This window comes from Nocardia albiluteola (assembly GCF_018860155.1).
Lineage (GTDB): Bacteria > Actinomycetota > Actinomycetes > Mycobacteriales > Mycobacteriaceae > Nocardia > Nocardia albiluteola.
This window is the reverse complement of sequence record NZ_JAHKNI010000003.1, coordinates 346310-360289: the sequence shown is the minus strand read 5'-3', so window position 1 is coordinate 360289 and position 13980 is coordinate 346310. Positions and strand designations below refer to the sequence as shown.

Sequence of the window (13980 nt, the reverse complement as noted above, 5' to 3'; positions counted from 1 at the left end):
ACGATCGGATCCGGGATTCACCACCGGTTCGGCAACGCCGCGGTGATCTTCGGATCCGCCGCCGGCTATCGGGCGGTACTCGTCGAGGACCGGATCCGAGTTCGATACTCTACCTGCAGGAACGCCTCGGGCCGCCGCGAAGATGGAGTGTTGATGAGCGATCGCGAAGAACTCAGCTGGGAATTGTTCGGCTCGGCGAGCCGGGACCTGGCCGAGCAGGTGGCCGACGACGACTTCGAGCCCGACCTGATTCTCTCGATCGCCCGTGGCGGGCTGTTCGTCGCCGGAGCCCTCGGCTACGCGCTGGATGTGAAGAATCTGCACGTGATGAACGTGGAGTTCTACACCGGCGTGGATCAGCGCCTGGATCTGCCGGTCATGCTGCCGCCGGTGCCGTCCGCGGTGGATCTGGCCGGAGCCCGGGTGCTGGTGGCCGACGACGTCGCCGATACCGGGGCCACCCTCAAACTCGTGCGGGACTTCTGCGCCGACAAGGTCGCCGAGGTCCGCTGCGCGGTGATCTATCAGAAGCCGCGCTCCGAGGTGGACTGCGAATACGTCTGGCGGCACACCGACCGGTGGATCAACTTCCCGTGGTCCGTGCTCCCGCCGGTGGTCACGCGCGAGCCGCGCGTGGTCGACGCTTAGCCGCACCTCATCGCGGCCGGTGCCGCGCCGTCGTCATGCCATGAGCGGCGACGGCGCGGCATCCGCCGCGGATGGACTGTGGCTCAGACCAGTTCGGCGGAAACGATGGTGATCGGTTCCACCGGCACGTCCTGATGCCCGGACTTGGAACCCGTGCGCACACCCTCGATCTTGTCCACCACATCGGTACCGGCGGTGACCTTGCCGAATACCGCGTACCCGAAGCCATCCTGGCCGGGGTAGTTCAGGAAGCCGTTGTTGGAGGTGTTGATGAAGAACTGCGCGCTGGCCGAATGCGGATCCGAGGTGCGGGCCATCGCGACGGTGTACTTATCGTTCTTGAGGCCGTTGCTGGCCTCGTTCTCCACCTTGTTCGGGGTGGGCTTCTGCTGCATGTCGGCGGTCAGCCCGCCGCCCTGCACCATGAACCCGGGAATCACCCGATGGAAGATGGTGCCGGAAAAATGGCCCGCCTTGACGTAGTCCACAAAGTTCGCGACCGTCTTGGGCGCCTTGGTCTCGTCGAGTTCCAGGGTGATATCCCCTGCTGAGGTATTCAACAGCACTGTGGTCATCGGGCTATCGTATGGCAGCGGCCACACCGCGCTGCGATCACACCTGATACAGCTCGATCGGCAGCCCGTCGGGGTCGGCGAAAAACGCGAAACGCTTCCCCGTGTACTCGTCCACCCGGATCTCCTCGGTCGCCACTCCCCGCCCGCGCAACTCACGAATCGCGTCCTGGATATCCGGCACCGCGAACGCCAGATGCCGCAGCCCACACGCCTCCGGCCGCGACGGCCGTGCCGGCGGATCCGGAAACGAGAACAGCTCGAGCTGAGCACCGTCCGGCAGCGCCAAATCCAGCTTGTACGACTCGCGCTCGGCCCGATAGTTCTCCGCCACCACGCGCAGTCCCAGCACCTGTGTATAGAAGGCCTTCGACGCCGCATAGTCCGAGGCGATGATCGCCACGTGGTGGATTCGCTGGAGTTCCATGCCCCGACGCTAGACTCTCGCGCTTAAATTCGTAGATGCGCATATTTCCATGAAGGTATTTTTCACACCGAGACTCTCCGCCGTCCGTTCGCGCTGACGTGTCATCCCCACGACGTACGATTTGCCCTATGCCCAGCAGACCCGCCACGGAGCAGTACCTTCGCGATCTTGCGCGCCTGCGCCGCGTCCGCGATCGGATCGACCGGGAGTATGCGCAGCCGCTGGATGTCGAGGCCCTGGCCCGCGACGCGCACATGTCCGCGGGGCATCTGTCCCGCCAATTCCGTGCCGCATACGGGGAATCGCCCTACGCCTACCTCATGACCAGGCGCATCGAGCGCGCGATGGCGCTGCTGCGCCGGGGCGATCTCAGCGTTACCGAAGTCTGCTTCACGGTCGGCTGCTCCTCACTGGGCACCTTCAGTACGCGCTTCACCGAACTGGTCGGCGTGCCGCCCAGCGTCTACCGGCGCGAACATGCCGACGCGACCGAGGGAATGCCGTCCTGCGTCGCCCGGGAGGTCACCAGACCGGTCAGGAATCGAGAAGCGCCGGTAACCGAGCCGCAACTAGCGTGAACCTCATGGACATCAACATTTTCTCGAGCTTCCTGCCTCACACGGATCGAGACGCCGCGGTCGCCTTCTACCGCGACGCGCTCGGCTTCGAACTCCGAAAGGATGTCGGCTACAACGGAATGCACTGGCTGACGGTCGGCCCGCCCGACCAGCCGGATACCGCCATCGTGCTGTACCCACCCGAGGCCACCCAGGGCATGACCGACGATGAGCGCCGCACCGTCTCGGAGATGATGGCCAAGGGCACCTACGCCAGCATCGTGCTGGCATCCAAGGACGTCGACGGCGCCTTCGAGAAGCTGCAGGCCACCGACGCCGAGGTCGTCCAGGAGCCCACCGATCAGCCGTACGGCGTGCGCGACTGCGCATTCCGCGACCCCTCCGGCAACATGGTCCGGATCCAGCAGGTGAACTGAAGTCATGGCACAGAGCACCGACAAGACCCGCAGCGGCGGGCCGAGCCCACTGTCCCGGTGGATGCAGCTGAAGATGAACGCTCGCGCGATCCGACGCTTCCGCCGCACGGGCCGCCAGTTCATGGGCATGGATCTGCTGATCCTGCACACCGTGGGCAAGAGCAGCGGCACGCCGCGGCAGTCGCCGCTGGCCTGGTTCGCCGATGGCGACGACTCCTGGCTGATCGTCGCCTCGGGCGGCGGCAAGCGCAACCCGGACTGGTACGCCAACATGGTGGCCCATCCCGAAGGCACCTCCGTCGAACTGCACGGCGGCGATCCCGTGCCGGTCACCCCGCACACGCTCGACGGGGAGGCGCGCGCCGAGGCCTGGAAGCGCATCACCGCCGACCAGCCCCGGTACGGGAAGTACCAGAAGAAGTCCGAGCGGCAGTACCCGGTGGTCCGGCTCACCCGCCGCTGATCGCGGGCGCCCGCGATCACCCCGATCGCGGGCCGCCGCGCCCAATTTCGCAGGAACCCCCACAGACCGCGCCCGCGGTCCGCACCACTATGGAGAGACGATGACCAAGGCCACGCGCAAGGACACGCGGGCGGCTGCACCGCTGGGTGCGGACAGCCACGAGCTGATCCGCGTGCAGGGCGCGCGCGAGAACAACCTGAAGGACATCGACATCGAGCTGCCCAAGCGCCGCCTGACGGTGTTCACCGGTGTCTCCGGTTCGGGCAAGAGCTCGCTGGTCTTCGACACGATCGCGGCCGAATCCCAGCGCCTCATCAACGAGACCTACAGCGCCTTCGTCCAGGGCTTCATGCCGACGCTCGCCCGTCCCGACGTCGATGTGCTCGAGGGGCTCACCACCGCGATCATCGTCGATCAGCAGCGCATGGGCGGCGATCCGCGCTCGACGGTCGGCACCGCGACCGACGCCAACGCGATGCTGCGGATCCTGTTCAGCCGCCTCGGCAAGCCGTACATCGGCTCGCCGAAGGCGTTCTCCTTCAACGTCGCCTCGATCAGCGGAGCGGGCGCGGTGACGATCGAGAAGGGCGGCAAGGCCGTCCGGGAGCGCCGCAGTTTCTCCATCATCGGCGGCATGTGCCCGCGCTGCGAGGGCCGCGGCTCGGTCAACGACATCGACCTGTCCCAGCTGTACGACGACACCAAATCCCTGCGCGAGGGCCCCTTCACCATCCCCGGCTACAGCATGGACGGCTGGTTCGGCCGGATCTTCATGGGCAGCGGCTTCTTCGATCCGGACAAGCCCCTCGAGAAGTACACCAAGCGTGAGCTGAACGATCTGCTCTACAAGGAGCCGACCAAGATCAAGGTCGAGGGCATCAACCTGACCTACGAGGGCCTGATCCCGAAGATCCAGAAGTCGATGCTGTCCAAGGATGTCGACTCCATGCAGCCGCACATCCGCGCCTTCGTCGAGCGCGCGGTCACCTTCCAGACCTGTCCCGAGTGCGAGGGCACCCGGCTGAGCGAGCTGGCCCGCTCCAGCAAGATCAAGGGCATCAGCATCGCCGACGCCTGTGCGATGCAGATCAGCGATCTGGCCGAATGGGTCCGCGGCCTGACCGAGCCCTCGGTGGCGCCGCTGCTGGGCTCGCTGCGGCACGCGCTGGACGGATTCGTGGAGATCGGCCTGGGATACCTGTCACTGAACCGGCAATCGGGCACGCTGTCCGGCGGTGAGGCGCAGCGCGTCAAGATGATTCGCCATCTCGGATCCGCGCTCACCGATGTCACCTACGTCTTCGACGAGCCGACCGCCGGCCTGCATCCGCACGACATCCAGCGCATGAACGAACTGCTGCTCCGGTTGCGCGACAAGGGAAATACCGTGCTCGTGGTCGAGCACAAGCCGGAGACGATCGCGATCGCCGATCACGTGGTCGATCTGGGGCCGGGCGCGGGATCCGGCGGCGGCACAGTCTGTTTCGAGGGCACCCTGGACGGGCTGCGGACCAGCGGCACCATCACCGGACGTCACTTCGACGACCGCGCCACACTGAAGAAGTCCGAGCGCAAACCCACCGGCGCCCTGCAGATCCGCGGCGCGACCGCCAACAACCTGCGCAATGTGGACGTCGACATCCCCCTCGGGGTGCTGGTCGCCGTCACCGGCGTCGCGGGCTCGGGCAAGAGTTCGCTGGTGCACGGCTCGATCTCGGCCGACGAAGGCGTGGTGTCCGTCGACCAGGGCGCGATCAAGGGCTCGCGGCGCAGCAACCCCGCCACCTACACCGGCCTGCTCGAGCCGATCCGCAAGGCGTTCGCCAAGGCCAACGGCGTCAAACCGGCCCTGTTCAGCGCGAATTCCGAGGGTGCCTGCCCCGGCTGCAACGGCGCCGGTGTCATCTACACCGACCTGGCCATGATGGCGGGCGTCGCCACCACCTGCGAGGAGTGCGACGGCAAGCGGTATCAGGCCTCGGTGCTGGAGTATCACCTCGGCGGCCGCGATATCAGCGAGGTGCTCGCGATGCCGGTGGCCGAGGCACTGGAGTTCTTCGGATCCGGCGAGGCGAAAATTCCGGCCGCGCACAAGATCCTGGGACATCTGGCCGATGTCGGCCTCGGCTATCTGAGCCTGGGCCAGCCCCTGACCACGCTGTCCGGCGGCGAGCGGCAGCGGCTCAAGCTGGCCACCCACATGTCCGACAAGGGTGGCATCTACGTGCTGGACGAGCCGACCACCGGACTGCACCTCGCGGATGTCGAGCAGTTGCTCGGGCTGCTGGACCGGCTCGTCGACGCGGGCAAGTCGGTGATCGTCATCGAGCATCATCAGGCGGTCATGGCGCACGCCGACTGGATCATCGACCTGGGTCCCGGCGCGGGCCACGACGGCGGCGCCATCGTCTTCGAGGGCACCCCTGCCGATCTCGTCGCCGCCCGCTCCACCCTTACCGGAGAGCACCTGGCGGCCTACGTCGGCGCCTGAGCCGTAGCCCGGGGCCGGGCACGGGGAACACGCGGTGTGGCGTGCGCCACGCGCCCGATGCCGACTTGACCGCTAAGGTTGCAGCGTGTCGCTGCTGAATGCCGCTCTCGATCGGGTCCCGGACCGATACCTCGCCCCCCTTCATCGCTATCAGGAGCTGATGAAGTTCGCGGTGGTCGGCGCCATCACCTGGTTCATCGACACCGGCGTCGTCTATTCGCTGAAATTGACGGTGCTGCAGGACAAACCGCTCACCGCGCGCCTCATCGGTGTACTCATCGCCACGATCGCCTCCTACGTCCTCAATCGCGAGTGGTCGTTCAGCACCCGCGGCGGGCGGCAGCGCGCTCACGAGGCGGCGCTGTTCTTCGGGGTCAGCGCGCTGGCCGTGGTCGTCACGCTGATCCCGCAGGCGGTCGCGCTGTACGTCTTCGGTATCCATGTCCCGAACGTCAGCTCGACGACGCAGGCCCTGTCGAACTTCCTCACCGGTCAGATCCTGGGCGTCCTGCTGGCGATGGCATTCCGCTACTGGGCCCTGCGGCGCTTCGTGTTCCCCGAGGATCTGAGCCAGGCCGAGCTGGAGAGGCTCTAGACCCCGATTCCGGCAAAGCTCGCGGCGACGCTGCCGGGATTCTCGAGCACCGCTTGAAACTCTCCCGACACTAGGTCAAGATGCCTCGCGAAGAGGGTGCGGGTCTGCAGGTGCGACGTGAAGGCGACGCTGCCGGGATTCTCGAGCACCGCTTGAAACTCTCCCGACACTAGGTCAAGATGCCTTGCGAAGGGGGTGCGGGTTTGCAGGTGTGACGTGGAGGTGAGCGGGATTCTCGAGCACAACCAGTCCGCGGGCGAGTCGGCATCGGCTCGGTGGCGGGGCAAAACGTATGTGGCACTCGGTAGTTCGTTCGCATCGGGGCCCGGTATCGCGCCCCGGGTGCGGTCGGCGCCGCGCCTGGCGGGCCGCTCGCACAACAACTATCCCCACCTGGTCGCGGCGCGGGCGGGACTGCGCCTGACCGATGTCACCAGCAGCGGGGCGACCTGCGATCACATCCTGCGCCAGGCCCAGTACGGCCAGCCACCGCAGGTGCACGCGGTCGGCGCGGGCACGGATCTGGTGACGCTCACCGTCGGCGGCAACGATGTCGGCCTCATCCAATACCGGCTCGCGCGCCGATTACCCCTGCCGGCGCGGTTGCTGCCGCCCATCGCCCGCCTCGGCGACGAGACCGGAGTCAACCACCGGCTGCACACGATCGAACAACGGCTGATCGAGGTGCTGGAGGCGATCGCCGATCGCGCGCCCAGGGCCAAGGTGCTGGTGGTGAACTACCCGTCGATCGTCGGGCCCGGCTCCCCCGCCGACACCCCCGTCGACCGCAACTTCCGGCATTTCTCCGAAGCCCTTGCCGCGCACACCGCCTCGGCCGCCGCCCGGGCGGGCGCGGACCTCATCGACGCGCGCACGCCCAGCCTCGACCATCCCGCCGGGAGCCCGTCGGCCTGGACGGTCGACGCCTACGTGCCGCTGCCGGGCCGCCCGCATCCGGCCTTCCCCTGTCACCCCACCGCGGCGGGAATGGCCGCGGTCGCCGAACTCGTCCTGGCCCGGCTGGCAACGACGCCGCCACCAGGCGAATCCGCGGACGAGGCCTAGCGCACTACTCCCCCAGACCCGCGGTGCGATAAACGGCGGGGTGAGTCACCATCGCCTGCGCGGCGGCCGTCGCTGCGGACAACGCCCAGCGCCGCAACGAATTCACCAGCGGCCCAGACAATTTTGCGGATTCGACCAGATCCTCGCGGGTGGCTGCCAGGTGCCGGACCCCGGTCAGTAGCCGCAGCGCCGACGTCGGCGGCCGGCCCGCTTCCCGCGCCCGTAATGCCGTGTACTCCTCCAGCAACGGCCGCATCCGGCGGTGCGCTCGCCCCGCGGGCAGCCAGCTCGCCAGACGCGCCGCCAGCCGGACCCACACCGGAATCCGGTACGGCCGCAGGCCCGTCGCGACGATCAGGCGGGCGAACAGCACGGAATTGGCGTCCGCCTCGGTGACCGATACCAGCGTGGCGCGCGTGAGATCGTCGACCTCCGAACCCGACTCGATCACCTCGCACAGCCACAGCAGCGACAGTATCGACTGCGCGCACATGCCCATGCCGAGCAGGAGCAGGAGTTCGCGGCGGCTGAGTCCGCGCCGCTGGGCAGGATCCAGACGGCGCCACAACCAGCACCCGTACGGCCATATGCGCTGCCGCGCAAGACGATCCAGGCCCAGCACGGCCTGAGAGTACCGATCGAAATCGTAGTCGCCGCCGGACATCGTTGTCCCTCACGAGCTTTGGCCGAACTGTGGGCCGATACCGGCGGCCCCCGACGAACCGCCCGTTCGGCATCTATCGACGAGTGTGAGCGCCAACAGTCCGGCTGTCAACGCGCGAGCGGCGAGTTGGTCGCTCGGCCTCCGGCCAGGACTCGGGTCAGTTCCAGAGCACCGCGACGCACACGTTCGCGATCGCCAGCCAGCCCGCGGCGTGCGGCATCCACGCAATCGTCTTGCCCCGCTTGGCATCCGCGCGCGCGACCTCGGCCAGCCCGGCGACCACGACCGCGATCGCGAGCTTGACGATGATCTTCGCCACGTCCAGGTGCTTGTCCAGCGAATGGATGCCGTCGGCCATGCCGACCAGCACCAGCCCGGTGACGATCTGCGCCCGCGCGCCCCACACCATGACCTCGGACACCTGCGACCGCGAGGCGGCGTATCCGCCGATGATCGCCGCCAGGCCCAGCAGGTGCGTGACGAGCACCAGGTTGAAGACGAATGTCATATCTGCAGAGCGTACTTCATCACGGGTATCGTCAACGACACACGGTAGTAGAAATGTCCGGCGACATCCGGACACACAGGAGATGCACACCCGATACGCAGATCGATCCCACGCTGAGCTCGTAGCATTCGGTTGCGAAGTCGGAAGTTTTCCGGACTACCGAGGCAGGCAGATGACACACGAGGACAGCGCCGAGCACGGTGGCCCGGCGCCGGACATCCCTCCCTCCGGGGCGCCCGCAGCACCGGGTGCCACGACCCCAATCCCCGCGGCTCCGCACCCGGACGCGGCGACGGCGCAGTTGCACGAGCCGACCGAGTCACCGACGCCACCCAGCCCTTGGCCCGCTCCGCCGGAGCCCGTGGGTGCGGCCCCTATCCCCCCGCCACCGGCTGCGGCGAATACGACGGCCGAGTCATCCGGATCGGCGCGGGGCATATCCCGTCGCGCGCGACTCGGGGCACGATGGCGCCACTCACTGCCGTTACGCATCGCCACCGCGGTGGTGGTGGCGCTGCTGATAGGCGGCATCGGATTCGCGGCGGGCACCGCGTTCTCCGGCGGTGACGGCGGGCACCATGCCCACCACGACGTCAACGCGAACCACCCGTTCTGGCAGAACCACGAGGGCTGGATCCACCGCGGCGAACACCTCCGCCACCGCCTGCGCCTGACCCCGGCCGCGCCGTCGGCCAACCCGGCCCCGGCCTCCGTTCCGGCGCACCCGAACTGAACCGGGCGCCGGGCCTATTTGCTCGCGGCGGCGATGTTCACCATCCAGCCGATGCCGAACTTGTCCTGGCACATCCCGAATTCGTCGCCCCACATCTGCTTCTCCAGCGGCAGGCTCACCGTCCCGCCCGCGGCGAGGCGGTCCCACCAGCCGCGCAACGCACCGGCGTCGTCGCCGCTGAGGCTGATGGTGATGCTGCTGCCCGGTCGGTACTCCATGCCCGGCGGGGTGTCCGCGGCCATCAGCGTGAACCCGTCCGAGGTCTCCAGCATGCCGTGCATGATCAGTTCCGCGCCCGGGGCCTGCTTGTCGCCGAGGTCGCCGAAGGTGGACAGGGTCAGGGTGCCGCCGAACACCTCCCGATAGAACTCCATCGCCGGGCGGGCCGTGTCCGCGAAGTTGATATAAGGGTTGAGACGTGAAGCCATGGGAATCCTCCTCGAGTCGGGTCACAAGGGGACGTCGAGCAGTCGCCCCTGCAGGCTAATCCCCGCCCGCTCCGCCCGGACCGATATCGGCTCGAATATGCGTTTCGCGGTATTGCACCCCGGGTAACCATCGCGAAGTGGCTCTCTTCGTCCGTGCGCTGCTGCAACTTGTGCGGGGGCGGGCGGGGCGGATGTCTGGTTGGACGGCTAGGAGAAGAGGGTGGCGGTTGTACTCGTGCTGCGCGCACGTGGACTGGGTGACCTACTCACCGCGGTCCCGGCACTTCGCGCGCTACGCCGAGCCAGGCCACACGACCACATCGTGCTGGCGGCTCCGCACCGGCTCAAGCCGATCGTCGACCTGATCACCTCGGTCGACGACATGGTGCCGGCCGCGGATCCGGAGAGCATGCGCTGGGACGGCGAGCCGCCCGCACTCGCGGTCAACCTGCACGGATCCGGGGCCGAGGGCATCGTCGAGCTGGCCAAGACCCAACCCACCCGCATCCTCACCTATCGCAATCCGGCATTCCCGGACCTGGAAGGCCCCGAGTGGCAGTCCGATATGCACGAGGTCGAGCGCTGGTGCCATCTGCTCGAGTCGGCCGGGATCAGCGCCGACAGCCGCAACCTCGGCCTGGTGCCACCGGTCGCGACCACCTACCACCGCGACTGTGTCGTGGTGCACATCGGCGCGGGCGCGGCGGCGCGGCGCTGGCCGCCCGAGCGGTTCGCCGCGGTGGTACGGCATCTGCTGGTGCAGGGCCGGGAGGTGGTACTGACCGCCGACGAATTCGAACGCGATACCGCGCTGTCCATCGCCGCGCGCGCCGGGCTGGCCCTGGGGCAGGTGCTGGCCGGGCAGCAGAATCTCATCGAACTCTCCGCCACCGTGGCCGAGGCAGCGCTGGTGGTGTGCGGCGACACCGGGGTCGCCCATCTGGCCACCGCCTTCGGCACCCGCACGGTGCTGCTGTTCGGGCCCACCTCGCCCAGCCGCAACGGGCCGCCGCCGCATCTGCTGGGCAGGCACGTGGTGCTGTGGGCGGGCCACACCGGCGATCACGACGGGGACTCCCCCGATCCCGGCCTGCTCGAGATCACGGTGCCCGATGTCGTCGAGGCGATCGACCGGCAGCTACGCAAGCGGTCCTGGCCGGGCACCGGCATCAACGGCCGGCGCACCACGTATCGTCGCGTCGGTTGACCCCGCCGCCCGCGAAACCGCGCGGCGCCCCGGAGACCGGCATGTGGTGCGGCATAGCACCATCGAAACACCCTTAGTACCAGAGTATTACGTGCGGACCCCACCCGCGGGGGACGTGCGGGCCGACCGCCCGGCCATAGCGTCGGCCCATGACCACAACCGCCGTCCCCACCACCACCGCGCGGCGCATGCATCGGCCGCTGCTCGTCACCGCCGGCGCGATGGCCGCACTCGTGCTGTGCTGCCTCTTCGCAGCGCTCGTCGACCATCGACAGCTCGAGCACGAATCCGTCTGGCTCAAACCGGCGAAGTTCGGGCTCGCCTTCGCCCTCTACACTCTCACGCTCGCCTGGCTGTTGTCGTTCCCGCACAAGGGATCCCGCATCACCTGGTGGCTGGGCTGCGCGTTCGCCACCACCGCGTTCGTCGATGTCGGCTTCATCGTGCTGCAGGCCGCACGCGGCACGTACAGCCACTTCAGCCACGAGGCCGACCCGGTGAACTCGATCGGCCAGATCGTCTTCACCTCCGGCGTTCCCGGGCTGTTCCTGGCGAATCTCGGTATCGCCCTGATCCTTTCGTGGCAGCGGATCACGGATCGCCCCACCACCAGGGCGATTCACGCCGGGCTGGCGATCGCCGTCCTCGGAATGGCGCTGGGGTATCTGATGGGATTCACCGGCGGCCAGACCGAGCGCGACGCCGCCGGGCACGTCGTTCCGCTCGCGGCCGGACACACCGTGCTGCACCACCCCGCCGCCACCCGCGACGGCGTCGGCGACATGCCGGTCGTGCACTGGAGCACGATCGGCGGAGATCTGCGCATCCCGCACTTCGTCGGCCTGCACGGAATACAGGTGCTGATCGTGACCGCCCTCGCACTCGGCGCGGTGGCGCGCCGCCATCCGTGGCTTACCGAACGGGTGCGCGCCCGGCTGATCGGCATCCTGGCCCTCGGGTACGCGGGGCTGGTCGCGCTGCTGCTGTGGCAGGCGCTGCGGGCCCAGCCGCTGATTCATCCGGATGCGCGGACGCTGCTTGCCCTCGCGGGTCTGGTGACGGTCAGCGCGGTCAGCGCGGCGGCGGTCGTGCTCACCGCGCGGCGGTCGGCCGGGAGCCCCGCGATCGCACCCGATCCTGCTCTCGCGCACCCGCGGCCGGCCGCTACCCGCTCGGCGTGAGGCGACGCTCGGGCATTGCGGCGATCGCCGCCCCTCGTGCCGCCGGTGCACCCGCATCGGCGGCACGATCCGTCACCGGAAGCGCTCGGCGTCCTTGGTCAGCCGGACGAGGGTGGTCGTGAGCTCGACCAGCTCGGCCTGGTCCGCCCCCTCGGCGACGGCCGTCGCCACATCCTCGGCGGCGCAGCGCGCGGCGAACCAGCGATCGGCCAGATCCGTGGCCTCCTGCGCGCTGAGCACCACCGAATCGTCCGGAATCCCGGTGCCCTCGAGCCCCTTGCGGTGCTCGTAGGCCCGCTGGCGGCAGGACTGGCGGCAATACCGGCGGCGGCGCCCCACCTCGGAATCGGCAATCTCCCGTCCGCACCAGGAACAGGACGACAGCACACGTCGCGACATGACCCGACACCCTAACGGGCGCGGCGGGAGCGCCGCGCGGGGCACGCCAGAATTCCCCGCTCGAGGCGCGGAAAATCACTTCGCGGTCTCCTGCGTAGCGCCCACCCGGGTGGGTAATCCTGTTCCGAAGCCGACGCATTTCCGGTGATCAATGCCACCGGAGTAATATGACGGGGTTGACCGTCGCCGGGAACCGATTCGGGACATGGCGCGTTTACATGTCAGTAGGACGTTGCCGACAGGCTAGAGAGGACCGCACACCATGGCAGATCGCGTACTCCGAGGCAGCCGACTCGGAGCGGTGAGCTACGAGACCGACCGGGACCACGATTTGGCGCCGCGTCGGGTGGCGCGGTACCGGACCGACAACGGCGAGGAATTCGATGTTCCGTTCGCCGACGATGCCGAGATTCCGCCCACGTGGCTGTGCCGCAACGGTCAGGAGGGCATCCTGATCGAGGGCACCAGCCAGGAGCCCAAGAAGGTCAAGCCGCCGCGCACACACTGGGACATGCTGCTCGAACGCCGCTCCAAGGAGGAGCTCGAGGAGCTGCTGACCGAGCGGCTGGAGCTGCTGAAGACCCGCCGCGGGCGGTAGCCGAACGGTCGAAAAGCCGCATTCACCTCGGGGTGAATGCGGCTTTTTCGTGCGCCGCCCATACGACCGAGCCGTATTCACCGCCACGGGTGAATACGGCTCGGTCGGATGTGGATGCGGGCGGACCGGGTTCTCAGTGGCTGGCGACCTTGCGGTACTGCATGAGCGCCAACGGGACCGCGACGGCGAGGATCGCGACCGAGCACAGGATTGCGTATTCCACGCAGTGGTCGGCGGGCCAGCCGTGCGGGGTGCCGAAGGACGGCGGCGCGCCGTTACGGAACAGCTTGCGGCCCGCCGCCGACACCGCGGTGATCGGATTCCACTCCGCGACGGTGCGCAGCGGACCGGGCAGGGTCTCCGCGGAGATGAAGGCGGAGGAGATGAAGGTCAGCGGAAACATCCAGATCAGACCCGCGCTCTGGGCCACCTCCACGCTGGGCGAGACCAGCCCGGTCAGCGCGCCGACCCACGACATGGCGAAGGCGAACAGCAGAATCACCCCGAAAGCCATTGCTGCGCGGGCAATTCCGCCGTTGATATGCCAGCCGACCAGGTAACCGCAGGCGACCATCACCCCCAGCGAGAGCACGTTGACCGCCAGATCCGACAGCGTGCGGCCCATCAACACCGCCAGCCGCGACATCGGCAGGGTGCGCATCCGGTCGATGATGCCCTTCTGCAGATCGTTGGCCAGCCCGACGGTGGTGAAGGCGGCGTTGAAGGCCACCGTCTGGGTGAAGATTCCGGCCAGCAGGAATTCCCGGTACTGACTCCCGCCCAGCGAGGCGCCGAAAATGTAGGCGAACAGGGACACGAACATCAGCGGCTGGATCGTCGCGGTGACCAGCAGGGTCGGCACCCGCAGAATGGTGAGCAGATTCCGGTACGCGACGATGGCGCTGTCCCGGAACACCCGCACCGGCGCCGGGATCGACCGCCCGCGGGCAGCCGGATTCTCCGGCGCCGCAGCCGATTTCTCCGATTCCTCCGCGGACTCCGCCGGG

General features: G+C 68.2%; 19 protein-coding genes. 11 read left to right on the top strand and 8 right to left on the bottom strand.

From position 1 onward, the window contains the following. Positions 1-153: 153 nt before the first annotated feature. Positions 154-648, top strand: a complete 495-nt coding sequence (locus KO481_RS11345) for a phosphoribosyltransferase (protein WP_215917007.1) — start codon at positions 154-156, stop codon at positions 646-648. An 83-nt stretch (positions 649-731) separates the two neighbouring features. On the opposite strand, the gene KO481_RS11340 is transcribed toward KO481_RS11345, so the two are convergent. Continuing rightward, positions 732-1223 carry a peptidylprolyl isomerase gene (locus KO481_RS11340; protein WP_215917006.1) on the bottom strand — a complete coding sequence of 164 codons (492 nt, stop codon included), beginning with the start codon at positions 1221-1223 and terminating at the stop codon, positions 732-734. A gap of 37 nt (positions 1224-1260) precedes the next feature. Continuing rightward, positions 1261-1647 carry an SMU1112c/YaeR family gloxylase I-like metalloprotein gene (gene gloA2 / locus KO481_RS11335; RefSeq protein ID WP_215917005.1) on the bottom strand — a complete coding sequence of 129 codons (387 nt, stop codon included), beginning with the start codon at positions 1645-1647 and terminating at the stop codon, positions 1261-1263. 128 nt (positions 1648-1775) lie between these two features. Between gloA2 and KO481_RS11330 the strand changes: the two genes are divergently transcribed. The 5 genes from KO481_RS11330 to KO481_RS11310 all read left to right on the top strand — a co-directional run bounded on the left by KO481_RS11330 (position 1776) and on the right by KO481_RS11310 (position 6190). Continuing rightward, positions 1776-2225 carry a helix-turn-helix transcriptional regulator gene (locus KO481_RS11330; protein ID WP_215917004.1) on the top strand — a complete coding sequence of 150 codons (450 nt, stop codon included), beginning with the start codon at positions 1776-1778 and terminating at the stop codon, positions 2223-2225. Positions 2226-2230: 5 nt separating this feature from the next. Beyond that, complete coding sequence (locus KO481_RS11325; RefSeq protein ID WP_215917003.1) at positions 2231-2641, top strand: VOC family protein; 411 nt, start codon at positions 2231-2233, stop codon at positions 2639-2641. Between the two features lie 4 nt (positions 2642-2645). Continuing rightward, positions 2646-3104, top strand: a complete 459-nt coding sequence (locus KO481_RS11320) for a nitroreductase/quinone reductase family protein (RefSeq protein WP_215917002.1) — start codon at positions 2646-2648, stop codon at positions 3102-3104. A 100-nt stretch (positions 3105-3204) separates the two neighbouring features. Further along, positions 3205-5595, top strand: coding sequence for an ATP-binding cassette domain-containing protein (locus KO481_RS11315; protein WP_215917001.1), 2391 nt, complete (start codon positions 3205-3207; stop codon positions 5593-5595). 85 nt (positions 5596-5680) lie between these two features. Further along, positions 5681-6190, top strand: a complete 510-nt coding sequence (locus KO481_RS11310; protein ID WP_308166511.1) for a GtrA family protein — start codon at positions 5681-5683, stop codon at positions 6188-6190. Here the strand turns inward: KO481_RS11310 and KO481_RS11305 are convergent. Beyond that, positions 6187-6339 carry a hypothetical protein gene (locus KO481_RS11305; protein WP_215917000.1) on the bottom strand — a complete coding sequence of 51 codons (153 nt, stop codon included), beginning with the start codon at positions 6337-6339 and terminating at the stop codon, positions 6187-6189. The genes KO481_RS11310 and KO481_RS11305 overlap by 4 nt on opposite strands. Positions 6340-6412: 73 nt before the next feature. Between KO481_RS11305 and KO481_RS11300 the strand changes: the two genes are divergently transcribed. Further along, entirely contained in the window at positions 6413-7255 is an 843-nt protein-coding gene (locus KO481_RS11300) for an SGNH/GDSL hydrolase family protein (protein ID WP_215916999.1), read from the top strand. Between the two features lie 4 nt (positions 7256-7259). Here KO481_RS11300 and KO481_RS11295 read toward each other — a convergent pair whose 3' ends face one another. Both KO481_RS11295 and KO481_RS11290 read right to left on the bottom strand, forming a co-directional pair. Continuing rightward, positions 7260-7919 carry a hypothetical protein gene (locus KO481_RS11295; protein ID WP_215916998.1) on the bottom strand — a complete coding sequence of 220 codons (660 nt, stop codon included), beginning with the start codon at positions 7917-7919 and terminating at the stop codon, positions 7260-7262. A 157-nt stretch (positions 7920-8076) separates the two neighbouring features. Further along, complete coding sequence (locus KO481_RS11290; RefSeq protein ID WP_215916997.1) at positions 8077-8427, bottom strand: hypothetical protein; 351 nt, start codon at positions 8425-8427, stop codon at positions 8077-8079. Between the two features lie 508 nt (positions 8428-8935). Between KO481_RS11290 and KO481_RS11285 the strand changes: the two genes are divergently transcribed. Further along, positions 8936-9160 carry a hypothetical protein gene (locus tag KO481_RS11285; RefSeq protein WP_215916996.1) on the top strand — a complete coding sequence of 75 codons (225 nt, stop codon included), beginning with the start codon at positions 8936-8938 and terminating at the stop codon, positions 9158-9160. A 14-nt stretch (positions 9161-9174) separates the two neighbouring features. Here the strand turns inward: KO481_RS11285 and KO481_RS11280 are convergent, their stop codons facing one another. Beyond that, entirely contained in the window at positions 9175-9588 is a 414-nt protein-coding gene (locus tag KO481_RS11280) for a VOC family protein (RefSeq protein WP_215916995.1), read from the bottom strand. A gap of 220 nt (positions 9589-9808) precedes the next feature. Between KO481_RS11280 and KO481_RS11275 the strand changes: the two genes are divergently transcribed. Continuing rightward, complete coding sequence (locus tag KO481_RS11275) at positions 9809-10795, top strand: glycosyltransferase family 9 protein (RefSeq protein ID WP_215916994.1); 987 nt, start codon at positions 9809-9811, stop codon at positions 10793-10795. Positions 10796-10944: 149 nt separating this feature from the next. Beyond that, positions 10945-11976 carry a hypothetical protein gene (locus KO481_RS11270; RefSeq protein WP_245400738.1) on the top strand — a complete coding sequence of 344 codons (1032 nt, stop codon included), beginning with the start codon at positions 10945-10947 and terminating at the stop codon, positions 11974-11976. Positions 11977-12048: 72 nt separating this feature from the next. Here KO481_RS11270 and KO481_RS11265 read toward each other — a convergent pair whose 3' ends face one another. After that, a complete protein-coding gene (locus tag KO481_RS11265) occupies positions 12049-12375 on the bottom strand; it encodes a hypothetical protein (protein ID WP_215916993.1) in 327 nt (108 codons plus the stop codon). 262 nt (positions 12376-12637) lie between these two features. Here KO481_RS11265 and KO481_RS11260 point away from each other — a divergent pair, with 262 nt between their 5' ends. Then, positions 12638-12973, top strand: a complete 336-nt coding sequence (locus KO481_RS11260; protein WP_215916992.1) for an RNA polymerase-binding protein RbpA — start codon at positions 12638-12640, stop codon at positions 12971-12973. A gap of 133 nt (positions 12974-13106) precedes the next feature. Here KO481_RS11260 and KO481_RS11255 read toward each other — a convergent pair whose 3' ends face one another. Further along, positions 13107-13889, bottom strand: a complete 783-nt coding sequence (locus KO481_RS11255) for an ABC transporter permease (protein WP_215917351.1) — start codon at positions 13887-13889, stop codon at positions 13107-13109. Between the last annotated feature and the right edge of the window lie 91 nt (positions 13890-13980).

Bases quoted from the DNA above. Each gene is read 5' to 3' on its own strand.
- KO481_RS11345 (WP_215917007.1), top strand. From the start codon at position 154: ATGAGCGATCGCGAAGAACTCAGCTGGGAATTGTTCGGCTCGGCGAGC.
- KO481_RS11340 (WP_215917006.1), bottom strand. From the start codon at position 1,223: ATGACCACAGTGCTGTTGAATACCTCAGCAGGGGATATCACCCTGGAA.
- gloA2 (WP_215917005.1), bottom strand. From the start codon at position 1,647: ATGGAACTCCAGCGAATCCACCACGTGGCGATCATCGCCTCGGACTAT.
- KO481_RS11330 (WP_215917004.1), top strand. From the start codon at position 1,776: ATGCCCAGCAGACCCGCCACGGAGCAGTACCTTCGCGATCTTGCGCGC.
- KO481_RS11325 (WP_215917003.1), top strand. From the start codon at position 2,231: ATGGACATCAACATTTTCTCGAGCTTCCTGCCTCACACGGATCGAGAC.
- KO481_RS11320 (WP_215917002.1), top strand. From the start codon at position 2,646: ATGGCACAGAGCACCGACAAGACCCGCAGCGGCGGGCCGAGCCCACTG.
- KO481_RS11315 (WP_215917001.1), top strand. From the start codon at position 3,205: ATGACCAAGGCCACGCGCAAGGACACGCGGGCGGCTGCACCGCTGGGT.
- KO481_RS11295 (WP_215916998.1), bottom strand. From the start codon at position 7,919: ATGTCCGGCGGCGACTACGATTTCGATCGGTACTCTCAGGCCGTGCTG.
- KO481_RS11290 (WP_215916997.1), bottom strand. From the start codon at position 8,427: ATGACATTCGTCTTCAACCTGGTGCTCGTCACGCACCTGCTGGGCCTG.
- KO481_RS11280 (WP_215916995.1), bottom strand. From the start codon at position 9,588: ATGGCTTCACGTCTCAACCCTTATATCAACTTCGCGGACACGGCCCGC.
- KO481_RS11270 (WP_245400738.1), top strand. From the start codon at position 10,945: ATGACCACAACCGCCGTCCCCACCACCACCGCGCGGCGCATGCATCGG.
- KO481_RS11265 (WP_215916993.1), bottom strand. From the start codon at position 12,375: ATGTCGCGACGTGTGCTGTCGTCCTGTTCCTGGTGCGGACGGGAGATT.
- KO481_RS11260 (WP_215916992.1), top strand. From the start codon at position 12,638: ATGGCAGATCGCGTACTCCGAGGCAGCCGACTCGGAGCGGTGAGCTAC.